The 25713-nt window shown below is 42.1% G+C and carries 15 protein-coding genes, 1 tRNA gene and 1 pseudogene; 4 read left to right on the top strand and 13 right to left on the bottom strand.

Translation table 11 applies throughout. The features are described 5' to 3' along the window. From Q0R88_RS20880 to mobC (Q0R88_RS20830), 12 genes and pseudogenes are all read right to left on the bottom strand, one after another. Positions 1-2265 (bottom strand): RHS repeat-associated core domain-containing protein (locus tag Q0R88_RS20880; protein ID WP_295719982.1); only part of this gene is annotated, 2265 nt, incomplete at its 3' end. Positions 2266-2403: 138 nt separating this feature from the next. Beyond that, positions 2404-2928 (bottom strand): annotated as a pseudogene (locus Q0R88_RS27210) (DUF6443 domain-containing protein); the annotation flags it as partial. Positions 2929-2939: 11 nt separating this feature from the next. Beyond that, a complete protein-coding gene (locus Q0R88_RS20875) occupies positions 2940-6674 on the bottom strand; it encodes a DUF5977 domain-containing protein (protein WP_295719979.1) in 3735 nt (1244 codons plus the stop codon). A gap of 332 nt (positions 6675-7006) precedes the next feature. Then, on the bottom strand, positions 7007-7525 hold the full coding sequence (locus Q0R88_RS20870; protein WP_295719977.1) for a hypothetical protein: 519 nt from the start codon (positions 7523-7525) through the stop codon (positions 7007-7009). Positions 7526-7528: 3 nt separating this feature from the next. Further along, the gene (locus Q0R88_RS20865; RefSeq protein WP_295719975.1) at positions 7529-8650 is read right to left on the bottom strand and encodes a hypothetical protein; all 1122 of its coding nucleotides are present in this window, start codon (positions 8648-8650) and stop codon (positions 7529-7531) included. Between the two features lie 92 nt (positions 8651-8742). Continuing rightward, a complete protein-coding gene (locus tag Q0R88_RS20860) occupies positions 8743-10671 on the bottom strand; it encodes a general secretion pathway protein GspD (RefSeq protein WP_295719974.1) in 1929 nt (642 codons plus the stop codon). A 9-nt stretch (positions 10672-10680) separates the two neighbouring features. Next, positions 10681-12114 carry a GspE/PulE family protein gene (locus tag Q0R88_RS20855; RefSeq protein ID WP_295719973.1) on the bottom strand — a complete coding sequence of 478 codons (1434 nt, stop codon included), beginning with the start codon at positions 12112-12114 and terminating at the stop codon, positions 10681-10683. Positions 12115-12633: 519 nt separating this feature from the next. Next, positions 12634-13059: a type IV pilin protein gene (locus Q0R88_RS20850; protein ID WP_295719969.1), complete on the bottom strand. Its 426-nt coding sequence runs from the start codon at positions 13057-13059 to the stop codon at positions 12634-12636. Positions 13060-13158: 99 nt separating this feature from the next. Beyond that, complete coding sequence (locus tag Q0R88_RS20845; protein WP_295719966.1) at positions 13159-16263, bottom strand: gliding motility-associated C-terminal domain-containing protein; 3105 nt, start codon at positions 16261-16263, stop codon at positions 13159-13161. Positions 16264-16781: 518 nt separating this feature from the next. Then, entirely contained in the window at positions 16782-18854 is a 2073-nt protein-coding gene (gene mobC / locus Q0R88_RS20840; RefSeq protein ID WP_295719964.1) for a conjugal transfer protein MobC, read from the bottom strand. Positions 18855-18863: 9 nt separating this feature from the next. Continuing rightward, complete coding sequence (locus tag Q0R88_RS20835) at positions 18864-20141, bottom strand: relaxase/mobilization nuclease domain-containing protein (protein WP_295719961.1); 1278 nt, start codon at positions 20139-20141, stop codon at positions 18864-18866. Beyond that, entirely contained in the window at positions 20126-20533 is a 408-nt protein-coding gene (gene mobC, locus Q0R88_RS20830; RefSeq protein ID WP_295719958.1) for a plasmid mobilization relaxosome protein MobC, read from the bottom strand. The genes Q0R88_RS20835 and mobC (Q0R88_RS20830) overlap by 16 nt, the downstream gene beginning before the upstream one ends. 537 nt (positions 20534-21070) lie before the next feature. Here mobC (Q0R88_RS20830) and Q0R88_RS20825 point away from each other — a divergent pair. Then, the gene (locus tag Q0R88_RS20825) at positions 21071-21349 is read left to right on the top strand and encodes a hypothetical protein (protein WP_295719955.1); all 279 of its coding nucleotides are present in this window, start codon (positions 21071-21073) and stop codon (positions 21347-21349) included. Then, entirely contained in the window at positions 21346-22872 is a 1527-nt protein-coding gene (locus Q0R88_RS20820; protein ID WP_295719953.1) for a recombinase family protein, read from the top strand. The genes Q0R88_RS20825 and Q0R88_RS20820 overlap by 4 nt, the downstream gene beginning before the upstream one ends. On the opposite strand, the gene Q0R88_RS20815 is transcribed toward Q0R88_RS20820, so the two are convergent. Then, positions 22868-22941 (bottom strand) — tRNA-His (locus Q0R88_RS20815). The genes Q0R88_RS20820 and Q0R88_RS20815 overlap by 5 nt on opposite strands. Before the next feature lie 98 nt (positions 22942-23039). Between Q0R88_RS20815 and Q0R88_RS20810 the strand changes: the two genes are divergently transcribed. Both Q0R88_RS20810 and rnhA read left to right on the top strand, forming a co-directional pair. Beyond that, positions 23040-25160 carry a cation-translocating P-type ATPase gene (locus Q0R88_RS20810; RefSeq protein ID WP_295719952.1) on the top strand — a complete coding sequence of 707 codons (2121 nt, stop codon included), beginning with the start codon at positions 23040-23042 and terminating at the stop codon, positions 25158-25160. Positions 25161-25237: 77 nt separating this feature from the next. Next, positions 25238-25705: a ribonuclease HI gene (gene rnhA, locus Q0R88_RS20805; RefSeq protein ID WP_295719950.1), complete on the top strand. Its 468-nt coding sequence runs from the start codon at positions 25238-25240 to the stop codon at positions 25703-25705. Positions 25706-25713: the final 8 nt, after the last annotated feature.

The raw sequence follows: 25713 nt of genomic DNA, 5'->3' as shown, positions 1-25713 counted from the left end.
CCCCATTCCATCCTTGTCTATAAACCTTATTGGATTATCAAACCCATAATTATAAGGTGAATGCCTACGCATCTGTTCAGCAAGAGGGTCTACAGTCGTAAATCTTCCAATCACCGGATCATAGAACCGCGCACCATAATCATACAGGGCTATATCTTTTTGAAGTTCTTTTCCGTTATATTTATATGTATTATCTGGAATTGCAGTTATGCCCTGACTATAGGTGATCTCCCTTCCGAATGCATAGTAATCAGTAGTTTGAGTGACCTCATTGGCCGTCAAAATTCCATCGTTGTTCTTATCTCCAAACATTACTCTAATATTACCTAAATGGTCAGTGATATTATACTCATATATATATTTCCCAGTTGAGGGCAATGTTCTGCCTTCTGGCGTCTGCACAAACTCGATGGTATTACTGGTATATTCAATACCATCATCGTAATAACGATCTTCTGATGTGGTGCTGCCAGTAGTGACCAACCTTTCCAGTTTTCTACCAGTGGCATCATAAACATTCTTCAGCACTTTGGTTCCTGTGGTGATCGTAACCTGGGTAGGCAGGTTCAACTCGTTGTAAGCGATAGCAGTTACGGTTTTTTTAGCATCGCTCATCAGGTTACCATTGTTGTCATAATTATAAGTCGGGTTGAAGCCTTCAGTTCCGCCATCTGTCACCTGCCATAACTTATTACTCCGAATGCCTGCATTCATATAACTGTAAGTCATATTGTTCAACGTGGATGCTGCTCCGTTCTTGCGTACCATGCTTAATATATTGCCCAGTTCATCATATTGGATCGTTTCATCATAGGAACTGTTATTCGCCGTTGTCTGTGCTTTATATGCCGCATTGCTAAGGCGGTTTAACGGATCGTAAGTAAATACATAGCCTTTGTATTCCTGCGTGATAATACCCGCAAGGCTGGAGGGAACCTTGGTCTGCCATTTGATATTGCTGATGTTCCCATTATATTGTGCCGTACCGCCCAGCCCATTAGTAACCTGGTCAAAGTCCAGATTCTCGCCGAACAGGTCCAGCTGAGACGTAAAAGTCTCATCGGTAGTCGAAGCTGAGTTATTGATCCGGGTTAACCACCCCCTGGCATTATAACGGTAATCCACATGCTGTAAAAAGCCGGAACTGGCCGGGATACCTGCCGCCGTGCTGTGCAGATGCTTGGTTATCAACTGCCCAACCTCATTATAGTCACTTTTGGCCAGCGTGACCATTGAACCGGTATCAGTTGTCGATTTATATTGTTGGCGGTTCAGCAGAATCCGGTTCATGTGGTCATAAACTGGACTGGTAATGATAGTCAACAGTGGATTGGACGATGAAGGCAAATAATGTCTACGTATTTTTTTTGTAGCAACATTCTGGAAACTGAACGAGTTTTCTTCTATATCATATTTATTATAAGCCAACGTTCCTCCCTGGTAATGCTGCGAAGTAACTTTTACAGGGTTTCCATATTTATCATAATGGGTAACTGTAAACAGGTAATTGGTCGTTCCCAATACATTGACCAGGGTAGCAACCGGCAAACCCCGCGGAGCCTTATCCAGGGAATCTATCGAAACCAACGGCGCAGTAAAGACAGTCGAACCAGGGTTTACCGCTGTATTGATGATCACATCATAACTGTCATAATAATTCACCGTGAGTATTTTCTTTCCTGCACCCGGGCTGATATCCGGGTAGCTTACATGGGTATAGCCATAATTGTTGGTCACATTAGTAAAACTCTCAAAAGGACTGGCGATTGATGCGTCAGCTGCTGTCTGCAGCGAGGTCCGGGTGGAAGCAGTTGTCAGTTCCCCGGTCATGACTGGACGTCCAAGAACGTCATATTTGGTCACCATCCAGATGCCATTGTTCAATTGATTGGCATCCTGGCTCATGATGGGCTGATCCCTGCTATTGTATACAACATACTGCCACCCCTGCCCTGGTAATTTCTTCTCAATCACCCGCCCAAGATCATCATAATGATAGGCATAAAAATAACTCAGAAATACGGCATTGCTCTCTGTGAAAGAGGCGGGAACAGCAACGGCTGCATTGGTAACCGAATTGATCACAGAGACCGTTGGCAGCGGCGGAACCACGTAACGGAGATTCCCGAAATCATCATAAATATAATCCGTGACCAGGTAGGTGCCCGCCCCTGACTGGACTTTCTTACAGACCAACCTTTTATTGTAATCTTTGTAAGTTAAAACAGCATTCCCATTTTCATCTGTCACTGTTGTTTCTGTCAAAGCACCAGCGGTATAACTTGTAGAATAAGAGGCCCCGGAAGCACTGACAACCCAGAGGTTGACTGCATCGGCTACAGAATTTACAGTGTAAGTGGACGTGATCGTATGCCCGCCTCCTATTTTAAAGGACAGACCGGGTGCACCCTGCTCTACTGCCCTGACAAGCGGTGAGTTCTCTGGTTTTGTTTCCGAGTAAGCTATCTGGGTAGCGGTCGGGATCTGAACAACACCAGATGGCGGAGAATTATAGAAGGTAGTCTGCGCGCCTGTCAGTGCATCGGTACGATAACTGCCTGTTGTAGCCAGCGAGGGAATGTAAGGAAGATATTTTTTTACTTCTCTCCCGTAGGAATCATAACCCTGAGGTGTAACAACATCGTATCCCAATGGAGATGCTTTTGACTGGATGGTCTGAACGGACCTCCCCAGGCCGTCAGCATATTGGATCGTTACTTGTACTTTTGATTTATTGGTGGCCGCCGTTTTAAGTGTCGCGTCATCTGTTAAGCCATTGACCCGAGGCGCGTTATTGATGATATAGTTCTGGTTAGCCGACTGGGCCAATAAGGAACCGGCCGGAGTTATGATGATGAATAAAGCGGTAAGTACCTTTCCAATTGAGGTAACCGTATTTATTGCTAATTTGTTGATCTTCTCTTTCATGATACCTGCAATTAATAAACCATTACAAATGAATCCGTACTGCCAGTTCCAATTACTACACTGCTGAAAGAGGCCGATGGCGCATATATTTCGGCCCGGACATTGCCCAGTTTCCAGTGGTGTGAATTAAACGGCGATACGGGCGGCAGGGATAAACTGTAAGTACCGGCAGGGATCTGTACGATAGTACTGCCGGTTGCCGGAAATGGAAAACTGTAAGAGCCAGGCCCGCTGAAATTTGCTGAAAGGCCCGTGGCACCGGAATTATTCGTGAGCGTGAACGATATCATCTGTACCGGGCAGCCGCAGGTCTTATTCGCATAGATCTGCCCATAGGTATCATGATCGAACTGGGCCTCCGCGTTTGCGGATGCCTTGGTTGATGAAAGATATTTTGAGGCAGGCACCGTAAATGTTGTCGACGTTGGGTTTGTACCGGGCGGGTAGTTGTTACGGGTTAATACAGGTGTACTGATAGCATCGTTGCCAATGGTCATGTCATAATTGTGATACCCATAGTTTTTAACGATATTACCATTCCAGTCCCGAATATTCTTCAGGCGCTGGAAGAAATCGTATTCAAACCCGGTAACCACACCCTTCGTATCTGTAAGGCCAGTAAGCCCGTTGGCATCGTAACTATATGTCGTGATCTGGGCATCCTTTGGATAAAACGCTAATTCATCGATCGAGGTGGTACCGCTTACCGATACTGAACTTGAAAAACCTGCAGGTATTTGGTACTCAAAATAGGTCCATCCATTAGCCGTTCTTAATGCGGTACCGCCGATATAATTTCCCGCATAAACGGTTGCCGCGCCATTATTGCTCCAGTAGGATAACACATAATTCCTTGTATAATCCTGGGGATAGGTGGTAACCGTACCGTTGGTTAATGGATACACACTTTGACCAGTAGGCGCAGTTGGATCCATGACCGGGCTGCCCGAATATGACCAGTTACCCTGGTCTTTGGACTCGAAACTTGTATAGGCAACCGTGCCTAATACAGCATTTTTTATTTCAGCAGATGGCTGGGTATAATCATAGCCCCACACCACCGAAACAGGTGCGCCGTTCCTTGGCGTATATTGGGTCAGGTTGTTTTTGTAATCATACTGGTCGAAACTGATCATCTGTACATAACGTGAATCTGACTGGAACGCTCCTGTACCTGAGGCTACCGACGACCGCACAAAATTGGTCAGCGGCGCGCTTACGCGCAGCTTGCTGATCCTTGCCGGTAAAACCGATGAATTGCTTTCAAACTGGAAGAAATTGACCTGGCCGGCGATCACCCCATTGATCCCAGTGGTCACATTTTTAACCGTATCCCATTTCTCAATCATTTCCGCCTGCATGTTCCGGTTAAGCATGGTATCCAAAACCGCGTTACCACTTTGGTAATCGGCCGGGTACTTCATGGTTGCAATACTTGTGTTCCCCTTGCTGTCTGTCTGGTATACCCGGGAAACCTGTTGGTGGATAATATTATCATACTTATTGGTTACCGTTGAAGCTGAAAACTTGGAGGGATCTGTTTGATCATAAATATAACTGGTGGTGCCGGTTAAATAATTGTCGTCCGAAACCAGTCCATAGTTATGGAAAACAAAACCATTATTAAGATTATAGTTGCCCGGGGAAAATTGGCCTGAAGATGGCATAAATGTCGGACCCACCGTGCCCTCATTAACAATCAGCTGCCCTACAGCCAGGCCTACATTTACATGCAGATTCTGCGGAAACGCCGTATAGCTGCTGGAATCCTTCTTGACTTTCTGATAAGATCCGTCCGGCTTGCTCAGGTATTCGGTTTTAGATAATAACTGGCCCCTGGCATAAAACCGGGTTGCTGGAATCGGGATACCTGCTGCCGAGGCTTCCTGATACCCATCCGGCTGATCCCTGAATATATAATCGGTACGTCCTATATTGCTGCCGGGGGTGCCGATGTATTCACTAACATTCGGATAAACAACCAAAGATGCGTCAAACGGGTAAAGGTCAAGTTTGGAATTAGACACATAGGAGGTCATCGTTTCGATGGAGGTATTAACCAGGCTCACTCTGATGGTTTCCCAGTAATGGTGCGTTTGCGTCATTGCAAAATAATCGTATCCCAGCTGGAAGTTCTTTCGCGCCGTGTTTAAGTTATATTTATATGTTTTAACGATCGGTGCCGGATTTACACCATCATAGCTTTTAATAGAAGACACACGCAGCCCCCCTGCCAGCTGCATTATTCCTTGTTCGTCAAGGTACCTGTTGGTTTCAAAGGTAAAATCAGTATGCCCGCCAGTGGGGTAATAAACCGTCTGCAGCACGCAGGCCTGCATGTAGGTCGAATCAGAAAAACGGCTGTTTGGCACCGTACTTCCTATCGTTTGCGTGGTAGTCTGGCCGTTGACTACGTTAGCCACGTAGGTTACAGTTTGATTGGGGATCATCGAGGTATTGGCTTTTCCATTATAGAACCCCCAGTAATCTTTGGCAAAAGAGCCATATAGCGGCATGGTTACACTACTGTTGTAAACAAACCGATAATGCTGCATGATACTTCCTCCGGCATCCAAAACCTGGATGGAATCCAGTCTTAAGCGTTGCTGGTTGGTTACGCCCGGATAAAAATAGCTTTTATAAAAGACTACTGACTTTTGAAGCGTATAGGTATTAGTGGCATGGTTGATACTATATACCCTGATCTTGTTAAGACCATAGTTAGGGTAAGAGGAGTTACCGATATCATTTCTGCGGGTTGCATCCAGTTCAAAAACAACCTTTCCATTAGTAAATTTGATCTGCTGGATCAGCTTTTCAGATACTGTCGATATATTATAGGAATTGTTATTGGGCGTATACTGTGAAACGTATCTTGTGAAATCTCCATGATTGTCGACGTTACTGGTGATAATATCAGCCATCGATTGTTCATCGGGGTAGGTTACATCCTGGGATGCGTAGGAAAACGAAACGGTATCTTTTTTATCCTGGGTGAGCATTTGCTCCAGCATAAAGGCAGTATTAGAGAAGCCTGTGTGTGAAGGCGTTTCGGTCCTTGTCCGCTCTATATTATTATACCCGAAAAGATAGCTGTTGCCATGCTCGTCTTTAACGGCAAAATGCGGCACATAGGGGTCTGTATAATGACTGGGATTAAAATTGGTGTTGCGTATTGAAATGGGCGCAAAAGGTATCAGAGCAGGCTTGAAGCTATTCGTCGCGTCAAAGAAGAACTTACCATTGTGCCCGGGGAAATCATATGAAAAAATATCAGGCTGCGTATCATACTGGCCTTTGACTACATTATCCAAAAACGTTACGTCAGAATCAATTTCCGCGTTGATCGCGGCATCGACCCGAAGATGGCCCTGGAGAAACCCACCTGTTTCTTCATCGGCAGACCCCATTACTTTCCTGGTTATACTCCCGCCCGTGGAAAGTGACCAGCCCAAACCCACCCAGCTCGCTACATCCGAAACCCGAATACCCGAGGCATGATATGATAAGGTGATCGGCACACTTAAGCCGCCTGACTGGATATTATAAAGCGGTATCGAAATGTCCGGCAGGCCCGTAAACAGATTCACCGGATAGTCCCCGTACTTTGTAAACGCTGCACTATTTGGCGCTTTTCGAAATATCGTCGGAACAAAATAGTTCCCGCTTGTCGTTTGCGCAAATAGTGCCGGCAAGCAAAAAAATTGCAGAAATGCAAAGAATACAAAAATTCTTGATTTGGACATCTGGATAAGGTTTAAAGGTGCTGCTCCTAGATCCGGAGCATTGTCAAAAATAAAAACGCACAGGCAAAACAGACATTATCTACGCGGTAGATAATAAACACAGTTTCGGTTAAATAATTAAATTACCTGATAAATATCAAGTCAATTAATTGTTCACTCCACATAATTAATATCAAATGCAAATTGAAAAACAGGGATCTTAGAAAAAAGCGAGGGTGTGATTGAGGCAAATTTCATAATGGCTGTAAGGTTTATTTGGTGAAATAAATATAATCATTATTCTCATAATAACAAATATTTATTTCTTTAAAAAAAACAGTGTATCTAATTACTTATTTAATACTTTCCAGATAGATTTTCATTGAAATATTTACTTTCCCGTCTTTACCCTCATTCTTTTTTGAAACCAAAACAACAGACCTGACCATGCCGATTTGCTCCGTTCCCTGGAGGCTTTTTATCAGTTTGAGCAAGGAAAAATATTCACCCTCCAAATCAAGCTGCTGGATATTAAACCCATCTAGTTGCAGATCATCACCTTGTGCTGGAACTCCACTTAACCTGACATTTAGCTTAGCCGCTTTATTTGCTACCGTACCAATAACCACATCTTTCAGTTCTGCCGTATCGACCCGATACAAACCGATCAGTTTATCAAGGTTTTTGCTCTTTCTTTCCAGGAAGCCAGGTTGATATCTAAAATCAGCCTGAGGACTTAATTGTTCCTCTAAACGGCGGTACTGTCTCCAGGCCACATAGGTGCGTTTAAATGCCAATTCATAGCTTAACAGCAATAGCAAAGAACCGGCGACCAGCAAATACTCTTTTTTTATGACCTTGCTTTTTAACATATATCAATAAGAAATAAGTACAATAAATTGTCCGGTGTTTAATTCGCTGTTATAACTGTAATTTTCCAGTTCAACACTTTTTACCCATTTTTTGGTCTTGATCCTTGCCATCCATTCATTAACAGGGATCACTTGTTCGGAAAATCCTGAGACCCTGATTTTATGATCATTAAAGTTTAGAATTTGGGACCGTTTGCTATTTTTAAGATCAATCGGGTTAACATCGACCTCCGCCCAGGTCAAACCAATTGGCAGTAATGATGCCAATTGGTCCAGCAACATTGCTTTATCAATGCCTTTATCCCATCCCAAATCGTGTAACAATAATTCCTGGCGTTTAATTTTATCTTGCAAGCCTTGCAGGTCAGAAACATTCTGAGAAGAAACTGCAATTTGACCACCCAGTTTCTCATTAGTTGAATACAACCAAGAAAATACCATGAAATTAATTAACAGCATAAAAAAAACACACAAAAGCACCAACACTAACATTACTTTTATTCTCCTGTCTTTTAAGGCTGTGCGTAAAACATTATCCTGTTCAGCGACAGCTACCTCTACCTGTTTAACCTTACCATTCAATATTAACTGAAAAGCCGACGCATAAGGTAAAATGATTTTTTGATCCAACGTTTCGAGTCCAACTTTTAACACATACCGAGCGGAAAAGGATGGATCATATTCAAAATCCAACCAGTTACCGGATTCATCCACCATTATCATATTTCCATCAAAAACGAACTCCTTCCCGTAAAAATTCATTTGGCCAAGTACCGGCTGAACGGGGAACGGCCCCAAGTTTAACATCAGCACCTTGAAACCTTGTTCAACCAATAGTGAGATCCATCTGTCAGCCTCTGTTTTCCTAATCGTGGCTAAAAAGGTTTTATTACCAGAATTAAACAGTTGGATATAAAAATCGGTAAAAACTGCACCCGGCAGTATCTTATTAAAATTAGTCGCGTTAAACTGGTCATGGGCACCAAGTTGTTTGTATAATATACCTTTTCCCTGCAGATTTAAACAGACGGGATAAGCTTTATCAAAATATTCGCTGACATTCTCGTCGACAATGATATCAAAAGCCGTTTTTTCTATATCAATTGCGTTTCCCTTTTTTACCATCTGGCAACCGGCAAATGATGTAGCGCCATCACCAATGGTAAGCGAAAGTCCCAAAGCTTTATCAAAATTATAGTATTTCGACAACATCAGTGTTAGCGGATTATAGTAGACTTGATGAAAAGAACCGTAACTATTTTAGAATTTGTTTTCGACCGGCTGCTAAAAATCCACTTTAATATAGGGATCCTTGACAAAAGCGGAATTCCAGAGCCACTATCATCGCTTTCAGTCCTTTCCAGCCCTCCCAAAACAATTGTATCCTCGTTGTGCACTCTTAGAATAGTTTCAAATTTACTGATAGCCTGAGGTGGAGGGGAACCATCAGTAGGGAAAGCGGTAAAATCAGAAATATTTACGTTTATACCCAGGGTAACCTGGTCATCTCCCGAAACAACTGGTTTAATAGAAATAGACAAATTAGCATTTACTTCCTGGTAGACATTCGTAAAGATAGACTGTGAAGTGGTTATGGAAGGAAAGACATTTTGTGTGGTATTTTTATAATATCTCCGACTTCCAATACTCAAGATGGCTGAATGTCCATTTAAAGTAGATAATTGCGGCACAGACCGCACATCTACATTATTATTGGCTTCAAGCGCCTTGAGATTGACATAAAAATTCGGAACTACATGCCCTAGGTTAAGGGAAGTAAGCTTACCGAGACTATTTAAGAAATCATTTACTCCTTTAGTTCCAAATGTATAATTAAGGCCTGGTAACACTGAGCCACCAGTTTTCACACTATCGGAGACTCCTGCCGAGATCCCGGTTGAGACATTCCTTGTTTTATGTACATCGATCATGGTAACCTCGATTAAAACAACTGGCACCAGCTTGTCCAACTGTTTTATCATATTTTCAATTTCAGCAATCTGGGCACTTGAGCCTGATAATAATAAGGTATTTTGCTCCCGAAACTCCTGCACTTCAATTCCCTTTTTCCATTCATTGGGTATCATACTGAAAAGGGTATCAATCGGTCGGTTTTGTAAATGAATTGCTTTAAAGGTCCTTAGGCCTGATAGCTTCCGATCTCCCATTAAATATACCCCTTCTTCAGAATGAAAAGTGTACTCAGTGCTTTTAAAGAGTATGTTCAAAAAGGAATCGTAACTGATATCCGAAACGTGCAGTGTGATTATACCCTTTATTTCCGAATATATCGAATAGTTACTGTTTGTTTCCTGTGAAGCCTGCTTTACGAGGTCAATAATCGGCGTATTTACCGCATCAGCTGAGATCAATTTATGTCCGTTCACAACTCTCACAGAAACACCGGATGTTCCACTTAAACTTTGTTGGACGTTTCTCACTACTTTTCTTACAGATGTATTCTTGTCTCCATTGATATATAACTCTTCATTTTCCTCCAATGGCTGAAACAGGTAAAAATTATCATTGGTGCGGCTCATTTTGATATCATTAGCGTAAGCAAGCTTTTCCATCGCAATGTCAAAAGGGGCATTACGTATGAATGCGGACACCTTTTTGCTTTGCAATGACCCGGGGATAATAATGTTCTTACCGGAAAGCTGTGTAATTTTCTTGCTTACCGCAGGAAGGCTGTCATTGACCAGCGAAAATGACAGCGTATTGTTCGCTTGGTTATATTGTGCATCAATCTCTTTAGAAGGCATGGGTAAAAATGAGTTTGGATCTCTAAAAGGGGTTACGTATAGAATTGCCCCCACTACATTTATTTCCAAATTGTATTTTTGTGCCAACAATATTATGATGTTCGAAGCGGTAACTCCATTAAATGTATCATAAATAGTAAAATTCAGCACAGGATCGCAACTGATACTCAGATTATTTGCCCTTGCCAATGCATTAAGATATTCTTTTACAGAAACCCCTGTCACCAATAATTGAACCTTTTGGTTAAGCCCAGGTACCGTCCTCCCTAACGTATCCAGCTTATACTGTAGTTGACCTATCCGATCCTGTTGCTGTGCACAAAGGCGTAAACTGATATTAAATAAGATTATAAGAATTAAGCAAGTAATTTTTTTTAACATTTGAAACTTTTAATTATTAAATAACATTGGAAAAATTTCTTCCATTGATGTTAAGCCATCTGTAAAAACCTGAAGAGCGTTCGCAGCAAGTGTCTGGATCCCCCGGGCCTTTAAAAGTTTCCTCACATCAAGATTCCCCTTTTTTATTTCGTTGGATAGTTCATAATCCATCGGAATCACCTCATAAATAGCCTTTCTACCTTTAAACCCGGTGAAATAACATTTTTCGCATCCTACCGGCCCATAATGATAGTTGATTTCCTTTTCCGGTTTAAATTGCTTTGGGAATAGCGAAACATCAAAATCCATCTTTTTTTTACAAGCCGGACATAAAAGGCGAATTAACCGTTGTGCTACCGTTGTGTTCAAGGTATCTGACAAAAGATAAGACGGGATACCCATATCGATCAGGCGGGAGATCGTACCCCAGGCAGAATTAGTATGAATAGTGGACAGGACTAAATGACCGGTGAGGGCCGCGCGGATCGCCATATTTGCAGTTTCCACGTCCCTGATCTCCCCTACCATAATAATGTCGGGATCTTGCCGCATAAAGGTCTTCAAGGCCATTGGGAAAGTAAAACCTATATTCTCCTTTAACTGTACCTGGTTAACACCCTCCAGGGTATATTCAATGGGATCTTCAATTGTTAAAATATTCCGGTTTGTTTTGTTTAACAATTTAAGGGTTGCATATAGCGTAGTAGTCTTACCGGAACCCGTGGGACCGCTGATCAGTAAAATGCCGTTGGGTCTTTTTACACCTTGCAAATAATTATCAAGATCATTTCCCGAAAAGCCCAAACTGTTCAGATCGATATTCGTGGCGTCATTATTCAACAGCCTCAACACCGCCTTCTCACCATACAAAGCTGGTAAAACAGAAACCCGTATATCAAACTTAAATTCTTCCCTGCTGAAATTGATCCTTCCATCCTGTGGAAGTCGTTTCTGTGCAATATCCAGATCTGCAGCTATCTTAATTTTATTGATCAATGCCGGATAGTCGTCGCCTTTTAATATATAACGTTCGACCAGTACACCATCTATTCGAAAACGCGCTCTGCATTTATCTTCATATCTTTCGATATGGATATCACTACTTTTAAGACTTTTCGCTTCCTTAATCAGGGTAACCAGAAAATCGTCGTCGACTAAATTAGGGGTAATAAATGCCGAATCGTTGGCGTCTTTTTCCTTTTGGTAATAGGTAGCCATTAGCCTGATGATTTCACCGGCAGGAAGAGGGGTTAATTTTACTTTTTTGTTGAGTACAATTTCCAATTCAGCGATGAGGCTGGCCGAACCTTTTCCTTGCTCGCAATAAAGTTCCAAACTTTCCGCTGAAACAGTCTTTGGCAAGACCTGATAGTGCCATACCTGCTCTTTTGCTAAAAGGTGAACTATATCTGTCTCTAACGTTACTTTTCCTATTGTATCCATAATAAATAGTAATGCCAAACCCAAAAATCCTCCGTTAAACCCAATCGTATTACCCACCAGTCTAATGCCAAGCAAATAGCTAACAACACTGACTGCAGACCGGCAAGTGGAATAAATTTACTTTTAAATAAAGGTTTAATTAAAACCCATAAAAACAATATTAATGGCAAACTGAGCGCATAAAAGAGGATATAATTATACAATGAAAAATAACAAGCAACTGATACCAGAAAAATAATGTCGCCCCAATTCAACAAATTCGAAGAGGTCAGAAAAACCAACCTTTTCCTCCTTATTGACAAATAAAAAGTCAGCAACCCCAATTGCAAAAGCAGAAAAACCAGGTTTTCAAAGGCAACTGTCCCGATATCGCTGATACCGGTAAAAAGGAGTCGATAGCATAAAAGTCCTAAAACCAGCGCCGGAAACAAAATCCAGTTTACTAATTGATACAATAGGTCCTGGATAAATATCCAGATTAATATTCCCAAAATAAAAAATTGAATTATAAGCAGCACGTTAATCCGGTGTTACTTCTTTTAAATCCTTATTTTCATTAATTTCCCATACATTAAAAGTGCCATTAGCATTAAAATCTACTACAGCAGTTGCAGTGGCCGTAAAGCCGGTACTCGTCACATTTTTAATATCAATACGATAATTTGCGCGGCCAGCCGTATTTTCCGTTGTCAGCTTTTCCTGTATAAAACCAATCTCGGACAAATCCTTCGAATATCTTGAATGCTCATAAAAGTAGTTTTGCTCTAACATTTGCAAATGCCCCAGTTGTAACTTGGCCTCTGTGCTTTTAGCTTTGGATATCAAGGGTATTAAGATAGGTAAGGCCAACAAAACAAGGATCCCGATAATGACCAGAACGATCATGATCTCCGTCAATGAGTATGCTTTTAAACGATGCTTTAAATTAGGCTTGTAAAATTTCACTGGCTATGAATTGGCTTAGGTAATTGGTAATTATATTACCAAGGTAATAAATTATATTAAAGTTAATGTCTTTAAACATTAATTTATCGAAACTATTTTCTAATACAGGATAGCAACGAAACCACTCAGGAGGGGCTTCCCCGCTCCTCTTGAAATCAGGTAATAATAAACAGCATTAGGAAGACGTTTTCCTCCTGATAGTCCATTCCAGAAATTGCTATACCCCTTACTTCGATAAACCAGGGTACCGTACCGGTTAAAAACCCGCACCAAAACTTTGGGATCATCTTGTAAGGAAGGAATAGCCCAGGTATCGTTTACCCCGTCCCCATTTGGTGTAAATGTGTTTGGTATCTTACTCTCTCCACAGAGCTCTGAAACGAGTATTTGCTTTGAAGCTTCACAACCATGGTTATCGGTAACTGTAAGATTTATAATTTGCGGGTGGTTCGTCCTGAAAATATTGGTTCCGGGAATACCGTTCCAGCTATAGCTCGCTAAACCCTTTGGTGCAGTCAATAAGATTTCTTCATGAATCGCCATACATATCGTCGTATCGCTCAGATTAATAATCGGTTTAGGGTTAAAATAAACCGTTAAACTCGTATCCGCAGTACACCCCGAAGCAGAAGTAATGGAAACGTTATAAATCCCTGAACGGTTTACAGTAATTTTATCAGAAGAAGCTCCGTTGAACCATTTAATTTCGCCTTTAGTGTGCATAGCCATTAGTTCCAGTGATTGACCTTCACAAAGAGTTTTATTGGAATCTGTATGGAGTGTGATCTCCGGCCTCGGAACAAATTTTACTTCAACATCATTCGAAATTTCCAAACAATTTCCCTGTTGGCTATTCACCACCCTAACCTTATAATTTCCCGGCTTGGTTGTTTTAATGACTACATGGTCGTTCCATTCAGTAGCCGGCTCGTCATCGATTGTCCAAATAACGTGGTAGTTGGTACTCCGTGTGATACCCGCGTTAAGCGTTGCAACATCACCCACACAATAAACTGGCTTATCTTTTATTATCGTGGGTAATGGTGTTTTATTAAATTCGACATATACAGCCTTTGATAGAAGCCAGCTACCCTCGCACGTGCTTACCTCGAACTGATAGTTTCCATTTTCCTGTACATTGAACTCCTCATTTGCCACTCCTGTTAAAACCATATTTTTATACCATCGATAATGATACCCTGGTGTAAATACGGTCTTCAATATGGTGTTGCTTTGATTACACAGTTTTAGGGTATCCGGGTAATTAAATACCGCTAACGGGGCCTGAACAAATGACAGATGATAGGTTGAAGAAAACCTCAAACAATATCTCGATTTTGCGGCCAATTTAATCACGTAATCACCTTTTATCGATACATCTATGGCTATTTGATTTAAAGTACCTGGCACTTGCTCACCATTGCAGTACCAACTAAAATCAAAGGTCGAATCAGGCGAAATATTAGCTGACAGCCGGGCGATATCTCCCTGGCAATAAGTTACCCTATTGGGCGAAATTGACGGTTCGGGTAAATTAATGAGTTCAACTTCTGTTTGCTTTGATGAAACCCAGGAACCTGCACAAGCGCTAACCTCGACCCGGTACCTGCCATTTTGGGAAACCACTAACCTATAGGTGGTATCACTCAACTGCGTACTATCCCTGAACCAACGATAGTGGTAGGCCGTGCTATTCTCCGTTTGAAGGGTCACTGCTGCCGAATCACAATATTCTTTTTTTTCCGGGTAATCAAAGGCAATTATAGGGGCAGAGATCACTTCCACGATTAAATGATTACTTTCGAAATGGATATTCTGGCAGGGATCATACAATACCGCGTAGTATTCGCCCGGCTTATCCACTTCGAGGGTAGTTTTACTTTGACCGACCAGTTCCATGTCATTTTTATACCATTGCACGGCAGCATTCCCCGTACTATAAGAATCGGCGATCAGATCGGCCTTTTCGCCGGCGCATATCTTCTTCGTGGCCACATCAGGGAATTCATCTTTGAAAGTTACCAGTTTGGCGGTCTGGGCATTGAGAAATTTGGAATAATCCGTTTTTACCAGGTAAAGCCCTTCATCAGTGGCAAGCCAAATGCCATCTTCGCAAACGGGCTCAACGATCGATTTTGTATTGACCGATATATCGTTCACCTTGACCTGCCCTAAATCTTTAAAATAAAAAAGGCTAAAATTATTAAGCTGGTCATTATTACCATAATAGTCATAAATGGAACTACTGAAATACAAGCCGGTATTGGTGCCGACAAGCAAAGTTTCTTTGATAATGCCGGGATCAAAAAAAGCATGGCCATTCCCGAATGCTGCCAGCCCATAAACTCCCGTGATCTTATTGACTTCTATCCCGGAAAGATAATGCTTATGCGGCCAGGTCGCACTGAAACTTTCATTCCCGTTTATCTGGAACATTCCCCGGTCATTTCCCCAAAACATATTGACATAATTGGCGTGATCATGAAAATCATAGATCATCGAAGTGGCATAATATGCTGTGTTAATCTTGGTTCCAAAGGTCTTTTCATTTTGCCAGACGAAGTAAGGAAAGATGTAGCGGTCTCCGATGAGTTCTGTGGGCTGGTAATTGACCGTGTCAAAACCTACATTATGTATATAATAGGTACCACTGAACATCAGTTTCCTGTAGTTGGCTTCGTAGACCTGACTATCATTGGGGTCCGAGCTTAATATCAATTTGTCGGAATCAATATTATAACGGTAAAGCCCTTTAGTTGTTCCTATCAGTAAAACATCAGCCGTTTCCGTTAAAAATCGTTTGGTGTAATCGATACCTATTGTATTTACTTTATCTAGCAGCCCATAGCTTTCAGAAATTATTTTCAATCTTTCATTTTTATATTCAATGACAGCATTGCTGTTTACAGCAATGTAGGCCACGTCTCCGCTTAACCCAGCTATATCTGTAAAAAGATAATTATGGTAATCTGTAAATCTATTTGAAAAATCATCAATGGTGTTATCGGTGCTGTTAACACGGTACACTTCGTTGTTCTCAGCAAGCACCCAAACGTACGGATCATTGAAGTCCCGTTTTACCTTTAATATTTTTTTGTTTGGGAGAAAATGGGCATTAATATGCAATTCCACATCCTGTTGTCCAAAAACATTGGTAGATATCAGGAAAAGAAATAGGGTATTAAACAGACTTCGCAGTCTCATGGTTTAGATTAATTGGCGATTAAATATACATACAAATCATTTTGAAAAACACAGTGATCCATAATATTTACTCGCGACTTGGAATAAGGCTGATTAGGTTAAAAAAAATGCCTTTGAAAACCCGACGACTTGCCCTTACAATGCCCTTTACCGCTAATTCCCCCCTTTGGTAGCTGCGGTGTCAATAGCACCATTACCTCCATCCTGATTAGTTGCAAGAGCAGCAGGAGCTGAAACCATCTCATACACAGACATTTGCGCAAAATATATACCAGAAAAAATCAACCTAAGCCTATTGCCCCGCCGGTGGTTACAGTAAATTGCCGCAGATACAATGAGAGATTAGATCATGCTTCCTCATAAGCCTGGTTACAAATTGACAGAATGCCAATAGGCAATTCATCATCGCTCACATAATGACAAATATCCCATGCCTTAGTATGCTTAATTGTAAATGCACGATTTTTACAAGCATTACTAATTATAAAATTTAACAGACCTAGCTTAAATTGGATAGATTACATTGATACTGCTTTTTCCGGGTCATTGCTTTTATTATTCTCCCTGTTTCTCTTCGTCGGTAATACTGATTGACGAAGAGTCTTTTTTATGACCTGTCTTTTCTTTTTTTCCAATGGCTTGATTTCTGGTTTCAGTTTTCCCAGTTCGGCATTTACCAGATTTGCCACTTCCATTTTTATCTTTTTATAATTCTCGATCACGTCCTGCTCCGTCACATTGGCAATAACGGGAATCGGCACATAGTTTTCTTCTTCCTTTTTTATTGCCACATGGTCATTCTGGATCTCGCTATGAAACATCTTCAGGCTGATCTTCTGTTTGGGATCATCCGCTACGATCCCCACGAACTCACCCGAAGATAAGGCCGCGATCTTCGCCGCCGGTATTGCATAATCCAATTGGGTGGATTTAGAGGTGGAAGTATCCGAACTATTGATACTCAGACTGGTCCTGTCCTGCATGATCTTACCAAAGGTTTCCGACAGCTTCTTTGCCGTATCTCCGGTAACCTGGCCACTGATCACGTTCCCTACAATGCCGGTGATCACATCAGCCTGTTCCGTGCCATAATCCTTTTTTAACTGGCTGAAATCCTGTACAGCCAAAGTGGTCGCTACCTCGTTAGAACGTGCGGTAGCGATCACGCTGTCCATATTATTAAAGTAAATGGTCGGGAACTCATCAAATATCAAACTGCTTTTCTGCTGGCCTTTTCGATTGACCAGTTTGATCATTCGGGAAATATACAGCGAAAGTACGGCCCCATAGGTTTGCAGCTTCTGCGGATTGTTGCCTACACAAATGATCTTGGGTTCATCGGGATTATTGACATCCAGGGTAAAATCATTGCCGGATAATACATAATACAATTGTGGTGATGCCAACCTAGCCAGGCCGATCTTAGCCGACGCGATCTGACCTTCCAACTGTGCTTTTGCATTATTATGATAGGCAGATATAAAGGGATTGATGAGTACCTGTATCTCTTCCTGTAATTCCAGTATCGCAAAAAGGTGATCGTAATGTACCTGCATGAGTTCAATGACATGCGGCAGGGTGCAATATTTCCCACCTTCATACTTACGCAAATACCAGATGATAGCCGTTAGAAAATTGATAGGCGATTCCACAAAGAAATCACCCTGTTTCTTTATCCATTCCCGGTTTAAACCCATCATGATCGTGCGGCTTGCTTCTGTGGCATCCGTAATATCGTCCATGCCTGCCGGATCAAGTGGATTGCAGCGGTGCGTTCGGTTCAGGTCATCAAAATTTATAATGTAAAAGGATGGCGCTATTTTATAATTGGCCTTATACTGCAATAATTTATTGTAGGCGATCTTTGTCAGGTCATCATATTTAAAGTCATACAAAAACATCGTAAACTCCTTTTTAATATGCTGGTCAATAATATGCCTGATCACAAAGTAAGACTTACCTGAGCCAGGTGTCCCGGCGATAAGCAGTCCCCTAAATGGGTTGATCACGTTGATCCAGCTATTTCTTACTTTTCCTTTAAGCTTATACCTGGCTGGCAAGTTGATGGAACATTCGTTTTCCAAAAGCCGTTCCTCCTGGGGAAAGGTTTCGTTTTCTGAATTGAATATATCCTTGCCTAAGTTTACGTTGATCAGGCGTGATAAACGGGTGCCGCCTGTAAGGATCAACAAATAGCCAATTCCCGTTAAGGCCATATATAAGATAGCCACCATGCTATAACTGCCGGGCAGGTATAACACCAGCAGGCTAATGAAATAAACAAGTAACCCGCATAACAGGTAAGCGACCATGCCGGATCTTTGGATATGCTCGTCCTTTTTGCCTTTTGCTCCAAGCAGGGATATGCTCAGGAAGAGTAAGGCTGCCAGTTTAGGTTTAAGCAGGCCGGAAAATAAGCCGGTTTTTGCAATGTTCCCGATCATGCGGTTCGTAAACGCTGCTGTCCAACCCCAATGCTCAAATGCCTGGTAGCAAACAAGATAAAAATGGATGCTTAATATAAAAATGCTGATGAACCTTGTCAGATCAATGATCTTACGAAGGCCCTGTGTATCTTCTCCTGTATTCATAAAATGTTGTTATAGGGTTAATTTCTGTTCGACCTCCTGGCCTCGTTTTTTGCGTCTCTTCTTTTTCGGTACGCCCGTACCAAAATCAGGTTGCGTTTTTGCTAAAGCAGCGGTTAAGAAATTGGTGGCTTGCGGTGCTTTTAAATATGTTTTAGCAGGGATTTGTATTTGCTGTTCCTTTCGCCGGACGGAACGTAATGCAGGTTCTTTCTCCGGCTTCAGTTGTATATTTTGCTTGCGGAACTTTTCTGTAATGGCTTTGGCACTGTAGGCTTTGCCCAGGTCACTACCATTGAATACCACTTTATTTGGGTGGTCAATAAAAGTGATCCCGAAAATCAAGCCCTGTTCATTTTGCCTGAAAACCACATCGATCCCAAGCTTTTGCACCTCTTTGATGAATAATGCTTTGGTTAGGGAAGTATAATGGCCGAATACCTGGTCAATTCCCTGTTTCAGTTCTTCTTTAAAAGCTTTGCCCTTCTCACGGTTGACCTCAAATTTCTTTTCAAGGTTTCGTAAGGAGGGCTTGGTATAAAAGGCACTGGCTTTGATGGGCACCCCAATAGCTTCGCCTTTTGCGTTCAGTAGCGAAAACATCAATCCTTTCTTTTCAAACATTAGCGTATGTTCTGCGCCACGTAACGCCACCACATTAAAGCATTTTAAAATAACATTTAGCTCCGCTAAGGAAGTGAACTTATAATCCCTGGTTACCGCAATGATCACGTTGCTGATAGCTCTTTTGGTTGGCAGGTGACCATACATTGCCTTTGCGGGATCAGCCCGTTTAATTGTAGCCTCCAGTTTAAATGTTTTACTTTCTGCTCTGACCAGGTTAAACTCTTCCTCAATGGCTTTTCTCGCCGGTTCAGATAACTTAATCCCTATATCGTGCAGGTCCATGCGCTGCCTTTGGGCCGTGATATTGGTCGTTACTATGTGAATATGATCGTGCGCTGAATCATCATGGCGGTAGACCAGGAACGGCTGGTCGCCAAATCCGATCTTCTCCATATAACAGTTTGCGATCTGCTGCAATTTTGTATTGCTTAGCTCTTCGCTGGAATGAAAGTTAAGGGAGATGTGAACCGCATTGGTCTTGACATTCGGCTTCATCATGGTTAAGTTATGAAAGCGATTTAGTTTCTGGTTAAAATTCATGCGCTCGATCTCTCCTGCAAAGCCGCTTGCAAGAATGAGCCTGGCCTCACCGTAACCGACCTTGTTCTCATTGTAATGGAGCATCCCCCGTATGCTTTTACCCGTGCTTATTTTTGCAACCATTTATCGGCGAGTTTAGCAATGATTGCAAGCAGGATTTCCACCCGTTCATCCACTCTTTCATATTGCTCAGCGACTTTCAGCACATGATAGGTATGGTGTGTTCTGGCTCTGTCCTGGTTAAAACTTCGGGTGATCTGGTTGATATTGACACCAATGGCTTTAAGTTCTTTTCGGATCAACGCTAACTCTTCCATGACCGGGTTCATAGAAATATCTTCCTTGAATATCTTGATCTTTTGATTGGAAAGAATCTTACGGCACACCTCTGCGATGGACAAACAACCGCTTTCTTTGCACAGTGTTTCCAGCTTATTAAAGAGGGTTTCCGTTACTCTTACGATCAAATTATGGGTTAATAGTTCCTCGGGCTTGTCCGCTTTTCTTCGGGGCATAGGCTACACTTTTTATCAAGTTCAGGGATTACGAGTTTCGAGTAATTCCTCCGGCCTCAAGGACGGCAAAGATTTTTTGCGCATGCAAAAATACATCTTTGCTTAGACCACGCGGGCTACAAGAAAGCTCCTTCCGAAAGCGCTCCTGAACATTGGTTAATGGTTAGTGAATGTTGGTGAATGCGAATAAGATCCTTGCGGATCTCAACCTTCGGTCTGTTTCGATTTCCGGCCCTGCCGGAGTTCATCCAATGGGATGAAGCTTCGTAAAAGCTGCCGGATCTTTTGCCGTGGCGATTGCTTCACCATCTTTAGTTTCAGATGCGGGTGTCCGTTAAATTTCCGGCCAATGACATTAGGATCTTTATTGATTTTACTCATGTTTCTAATTTGTTTTTATAAGGCGTTCGTGAGATCGCTTCACTAAGTTCATGGTTGTTGTTTTTTTATAAGGCAAAGGTGAGATACCTGAAAATTGGGACTACTCTAGTAGTGATAAATATATTTTAAAAAAAGTTTATTATACTCTACTAGAGTATGGCGCATTTTAAAACTCCTGAATATTGTGACTTGAATCATCAACCTATGCAACAATACTTTAGGAACGAAAAGCGAACGATAACACCTGAAAAAGCAATAAAAATATTAGCTAAACACGGAACGATCATCACGCACGATAAAGCTATAATTATGCTGGAGTTACTCTATAAAATGAGTAACTTGTCAGTGAGAGAAGCCATTTTGACCGCTACGGCGCAGAAAATAGAGGTTTTGTCCAAAAAGAAAAAAGTAGCTACTAAATCACAAAATTTATGAAGATTGCAGATTTGTATGTCCGGGTAAGTACGGATGAGCAGGCACAAAAAGGGTATTCTCCCAGAAGCCAGGAAGCCGTATTGCGACAGTATTGCGAGGTCAAGAACATAAGCGTCCGAAGCGTAATTTTCGAGGATCATTCCGCGAAAACATTCAATCGTCCTGAATGGAAAAAGCTGGTTATCATTCTAAAAAAATACAAGCACAAAACGGACTTGCTGTTATTTACCAAGTGGGACAGGTTTAGTAGGAACACGTCCGATGCTTATCAAATGATCACTACGCTAAAAAAGTTAGGTGTAGAACCGCAGGCGATTGAACAGCCTTTGGATCTGACCATACCAGAAAACAAAATGATGCTGGCAATCTATCTGACCACGCCTGAAATTGAAAACGACCGCCGGGGTTTAAATACGTTCTTTGGCATCAGACAAGCCAAGAAAGAAGGCCGCTGGATGGGCAAAGCGCCTCTAGGGTATGCCAATAAGGCTAAAGAAGACGGCAGGCGCTATATCGCCATTAAAGAGCCGGAAGCATCCATCATGAAGTGGGTATTTGAATCACTGGCTGAAGGTATTTATTCAGGCGAACACATTTTGAGAGCAGCAAACGAAAAGGGGCTGAAATGCGCTAAAAACAATTTTTACACCATGATCAGAAGCCCTGTTTATTGTTGCAAGATCAAAGTTCCGGAATATAAAGACGAGCCTGCCCGGTTGGTGCAGGGTTTACACGTCCCCTTGATCACAGAAGCCTTATTTTATAGAGTGCAGGACGTACTGGATGGTAGAAAACGAGAATATGGACTGCCCATTGCCACGCCCGATGAATTGCAGTTACGTAACTTTTTGAAGTGCCCAAAATGTCACCGGATGTTAACTGGTAGTGCATCAAAAGGACGAAAAACCTATAGGGTTTACTACCATTGCCGATCATCCTGCGGGGTACGTTACCCTGCCGAATTAGCCAACAACTCATTTCTGGAAGAACTGACATTGTTTATACCACGTAAAGGTTATTCAGAATTATTTGTCGAAACGGTTACCGACTGTTACAATAACCAAACCTGCTCTGTACGCGAGGAGCGCAAGGAGTTGATCCATCAAATCAATGAACTGACCCTACGTACAGATAAAGCCAGGGATTTACTATTACTGGATGAAATAGAATCGGGCGAGTTTCGCCGAATCAAAGAAGAATGCAATGAGAAAATTACGCGACTGGAAGCCAAACTGAACGAGGTTATGGTACATAATTCTACGCTTTTAGACATCAGGCCTATAGCTGAAGCAGCTATAAAAAGCCTCGAATTGCTGGATAAATTGTATGATGATGCTACTATACAGGGTAAAAGATACCTAGTAGGGACGTTATACCCTGAAAAATTGACCTTCGATGGGGTGGCATGTCGAACCACGAAAATGAATGAGGGCGCAGAGCTAATCTACCTGAAAAACAAAGAGTTACGGGCAAAAAAAATGGGGCAAAAATCATTAAAAATGACTTCGCCCCATAAAGGGTAAATGATGGGGCTCGAACCCACGACCCTCGGTACCACAAACCGATGCTCTAACCAACTGAGCTACATCTACCGTTTGGAGAGTGCAAAAATAGAAATCTCTACGCTATTTGCAAACTCTTTTTAAAATTACATTCAGTTTACCTCATTTTTTCAGAACGATTTTAGTTAATGCTTAGATTTGTATCTATGGCTGAGCAATTAATTGAACTGAATGTGACGGGGATGCATTGTAATAATTGCGCCATGTCTATTCATAAACTCCTCGAAAAAAAAGGGTTACGAAATATACTTGTTGATTTTGCCAGCGAAGAAGTAAAATTCTCCACCAGCGACGACTCCAAACTGCCTGAAGTAATAAAAGGCATAGAAAATTTAGGATTTAAAGTAATTGATGACATCGGGCAGCATTCTCCGGCATTTTATGAGCCTGTTGAGAACAAATTTATATTCTGCGCCATCTTTACAGCGCCTCTTTTAATGCATATGTTGCTGCCCTGGCATTTTTTACACCAGCCTTTAGTGCAGTTGCTTTTATGCTTACCTGTTTTTATAGTAGGCTGTCTGCATTTTGGCAAAAGCGCCTGGAGCTCGGTTAAAGGCGGTATGCCCAATATGGATGTGCTGATATTCATTGGCTCAACTTCGGCTTTTATATACAGCCTGGCAGGCACCATCCAAAACCTGGGCTCACAATATCAGTTTTATGAAACCTGCGCTACTATCATAACACTTGTATTGCTTGGCAATGTATTTGAAAAACGTTCGGTAACTCAAACTACCTCGGCCGTAAAAGACCTCATTAAATTTCAACAGGTAAATGCCAACCGGGTTATAAACGGCGGTATTGAAGTAATAAATGCCAAAGAGGTACGCCCGGGCGATACGCTAATAGTAAATCAAGGTGATAAGATTCCCGTTGATGGCGAAATACTTTCTGGCAGCGCATCTGTTGATGAAGCGATGCTTACCGGCGAAAGTATGCCTGTGGAAAAAGAAAAATACGACAAAGTAATAGGCGGCACCATCCTGCTTAACGGCAATTTTCATATGCTGGCCACTAAGGTTGGTTCAAATACCATCCTATCACAGATCATTAATCTGATGAAAAAAGCCCAGGCTGCTAAACCTCCGGTACAAAAGCTGGGTGATAAGGTAGCCTCCATATTTGTTCCTGCAGTGTTATTGATAGCTCTTGTTACTTTCATCATTACCTATTTTGCAGGTGGTGCGGGCATGCAAAAATCGCTTATGAATGCTATTGCAGTGCTGGTAATATCCTGCCCCTGCGCCATGGGTTTGGCCACCCCAACCGCTGTGATGGTTGGTTTAGGTCGTGCTGCCAAAAATGGAATACTCATTAAAGGTGGCGATATCATTGAAGCGGTAGCCCACACCAAATATGTGGTATTTGATAAAACCGGAACGCTTACCACCGGTAAGTTTAGTATAGATGAGATCAAAGTTGAACCGGGCATCAATATAGAGCTCATCAGGGGTATTGTTACTGCAATCGAAGAACGATCAAACCACCCCATTGCCAAATCCTTAGTGGAGGGGCTGAAAAAGCTACCTCAGCAAAAGGTGATCCTCAAAACGGCTAAAGAAGAAAAAGGCCTGGGTATGCGCGCCGAAGATGTAGAGGGTAACCACTACTTTTTAGGTACAGCCAAACAAAACGCCCAGGACCATTTTAACCTTTCACTGTATAAAAATCAAAAGCTGCTGGCGCAGATAGCAATTGACGATGAACTTAGGCCCGAAACCGCGTCTATGATTATCAAACTTAAAAAGATGGGCATCATTCCTATCCTTTTAAGCGGCGACAAGAAAACCCGCTGCCTGAAGGTAGCCAGCCAGATTGGAATCACCGAGGTACACGCCGAAAAACTGCCCGACGAAAAGCTCCAGGTTATTGATATCTACAAACAAAAAGGCAAAACCATTATGATAGGCGATGGTATCAACGATGCCCCTGCCCTTACCAAAGCTGATGTAGGTGTATCCATGAACGATGCCAGCCAGGTGGCCATTCAATCTGCCAATGTGGTATTGCTTAATACCGATCTGCTTTCTGTTATTAAGTTTTTACAGATCAGTAAACATACATTACTCACCATTAAGCAAAACCTTTTCTGGGCCTTTGCTTATAACATTATAGCTATCCCTGTTGCTGCCTTTGGCTTTTTAAACCCTATGGTTGGCGCTTTTGCCATGGCATTCTCGGATGTTGTGGTTATAGGTAACTCCCTGAGGTTGAAGATAAAAAAAGTGAGCCCCCCAGCCCCCTGAAGGGGGAGTTCTTTGATCAGGCATTTAAATTCGTATTCTCACTTTAGCGGATTAAGGGGCTTTACTATATTTGCCCTATGATTGAGATTTATACAGACGGTGCATCAAGTGGTAATCCGGGTCCGGGGGGGTATGGGGTGATATTGCGTTCGGGTAAGCATTATAAGGAGCTATCCGAAGGATTTCGCAAAACTACCAATAACCGGATGGAACTGCTGGCTGTTATAAAGGGCCTGGAATCTATAAAAAGTCCTAACCAGGTAATGATCTTTTCTGATTCTAAATACGTCATCGATTCTATCGAAAAAAGATGGGTGAATGGATGGGTTGCCAAGGGCTTTGCCGGTAAAAAAAACAAAGACCTCTGGATGCGCTATTTAGAGGCGAGCAAACCACACCAGGTTAAATTCACCTGGGTACGCGGTCATAACGGGCACCCCGAAAATGAACGTTGCGACCAGCTGGCTGTTGCTGCCGGCAAACAAACTCCACTGCTTATCGATTCGGTTTTTGAGGTAGAAAACGCAAAGGCTGGTTTACTATAGCGCTTTGA

Source organism: Mucilaginibacter sp. (genome assembly GCF_025362475.1).
Lineage (GTDB): Bacteria > Bacteroidota > Bacteroidia > Sphingobacteriales > Sphingobacteriaceae > Mucilaginibacter.
Note: the sequence above shows the minus strand (reverse complement) of the source record. Positions and strands in the feature narration are given on the sequence as shown.

Bases quoted from the DNA above. Each gene is read 5' to 3' on its own strand.
- Q0R88_RS20875 (WP_295719979.1), bottom strand. From the start codon at position 6,674: ATGTCCAAATCAAGAATTTTTGTATTCTTTGCATTTCTGCAATTTTTT.
- Q0R88_RS20870 (WP_295719977.1), bottom strand. From the start codon at position 7,525: ATGTTAAAAAGCAAGGTCATAAAAAAAGAGTATTTGCTGGTCGCCGGT.
- Q0R88_RS20865 (WP_295719975.1), bottom strand. From the start codon at position 8,650: ATGGTAAAAAAGGGAAACGCAATTGATATAGAAAAAACGGCTTTTGAT.
- Q0R88_RS20860 (WP_295719974.1), bottom strand. From the start codon at position 10,671: ATGTTAAAAAAAATTACTTGCTTAATTCTTATAATCTTATTTAATATC.
- Q0R88_RS20855 (WP_295719973.1), bottom strand. From the start codon at position 12,114: ATGGATACAATAGGAAAAGTAACGTTAGAGACAGATATAGTTCACCTT.
- Q0R88_RS20845 (WP_295719966.1), bottom strand. From the start codon at position 16,263: ATGAGACTGCGAAGTCTGTTTAATACCCTATTTCTTTTCCTGATATCT.
- mobC (WP_295719964.1), bottom strand. From the start codon at position 18,854: ATGAATACAGGAGAAGATACACAGGGCCTTCGTAAGATCATTGATCTG.
- Q0R88_RS20835 (WP_295719961.1), bottom strand. From the start codon at position 20,141: ATGGTTGCAAAAATAAGCACGGGTAAAAGCATACGGGGGATGCTCCAT.
- mobC (WP_295719958.1), bottom strand. From the start codon at position 20,533: ATGCCCCGAAGAAAAGCGGACAAGCCCGAGGAACTATTAACCCATAAT.
- Q0R88_RS20825 (WP_295719955.1), top strand. From the start codon at position 21,071: ATGGCGCATTTTAAAACTCCTGAATATTGTGACTTGAATCATCAACCT.
- Q0R88_RS20820 (WP_295719953.1), top strand. From the start codon at position 21,346: ATGAAGATTGCAGATTTGTATGTCCGGGTAAGTACGGATGAGCAGGCA.
- Q0R88_RS20810 (WP_295719952.1), top strand. From the start codon at position 23,040: ATGCTTAGATTTGTATCTATGGCTGAGCAATTAATTGAACTGAATGTG.
- rnhA (WP_295719950.1), top strand. From the start codon at position 25,238: ATGATTGAGATTTATACAGACGGTGCATCAAGTGGTAATCCGGGTCCG.